Annotated in this window: 2 protein-coding genes; both read right to left on the reverse strand. The window is 38.1% G+C overall.

The genetic code is table 11. The annotated features are described in order from the left end of the window. Nucleotides 1-56: 56 nt before the first annotated feature. Entirely contained in the window at nucleotides 57-590 is a 534-nt protein-coding gene (locus AC1DPZ_RS27700) for a hypothetical protein (protein WP_477409587.1), read from the reverse strand. An 89-nt stretch (nucleotides 591-679) separates the two neighbouring features. Further along, nucleotides 680-1,147 (reverse strand): 2'-5' RNA ligase family protein (locus tag AC1DPZ_RS27705; protein WP_477409589.1); only part of this gene is annotated, 468 nt, incomplete at its 5' end.

A 1,147-nucleotide genomic window follows, 5' to 3' on the forward strand; every position in this document is an offset into this window, starting at 1 on the left:
AGAATATTTCGTAGCCTTTGCCACCGAGAGGTGCCATTTACTACATGCTCATTACCTTATTTGGTTAATATCAGCGCAAGTTCTTTTTTTAACAGGTCAGAATTTTTAGGTTTTATCTCATAATCAAAGTTCCCGGCCCCGTTGGTTGAGATCCTGATGATTGATATAGATTTTGATTTTAATGTTTCAATATCTTCTTTTGATAAGTTGTAGAATATTAAATCAATAACCCGGGTGGCATTTGTATTATAGCTTACATGCGAATCACCACCTACTGCGGGAGCCAGGTCAAGAACGCTGTTATCGGTAAATTTAATATTGGTTACATTTTCGGTGCCTATAGAAAATATACGGGGACCATTCACGTTGTCTATCCTGAACGCCAGCACATAGCTTGTGCCTATTTTTTCCATGTATGCATAAAGTAGCCGCCCGGTGACCAGGCCAAGCTGGGTATAAATACGTTCATCTGATGTTTTCCAGGTAGTATCACCCTTAATCTTGTCAATGTCTGGTTTTTCCAGTTTCTGTGCTTTTGCTGATAAAGTAAGGAATACAGCTATAATAGCCGTTAAGTAGATTTTTTTCATTACTGTGATTTTTTTAGGATTAATAAAATGTGGTTATCGAAAGTGATAAGGTTTAGGTTTAAAAAAAAATAGTGATAAGGTTTTGGTTTTTAAAAAAGATTTATCTGATTCCGGGTTCCCGGTTGAATGTGTTTTTTAATAAGTGTTTGCATGTTGTGCTCAAGCCCTGCCGGGTTTTTAAACCTGAATATTTTAAAAGGTTCCCATTTAGGCGAATAGCCGAAGGTTTCGCGTTTTACAATCTTTAGCTCGTTTATCCAGAAGGGTTCCATCATTTGTTTATGCTGAAAGTTTGGCCAAAGTACATCGAAATCACTCTCAGGGATATCCCGGGCAATTGTAATATGCGGCACCAATGTTTTCCTGATCCTAAGGATAGCTTTTAATTGTTTAAACCATTCTTCAACAGATGGAGTCGACCTGATATGCGCGTAAATGGTCATTCTATTATGCGGGTGGGCGAAATACCTAAAGCCATCTACATGCAATAAAACCGGCGGCAGGGCATTTAAACCTGTTTCAATTAGCCCGGTATTTTTATCGGTCATGAATGGTTT

It is taken from the genome of Mucilaginibacter sp. P4_G9, from assembly GCF_056400985.1.

Bases quoted from the DNA above. Each gene is read 5' to 3' on its own strand.
- AC1DPZ_RS27700 (WP_477409587.1), bottom strand. From the start codon at position 590: ATGAAAAAAATCTACTTAACGGCTATTATAGCTGTATTCCTTACTTTA.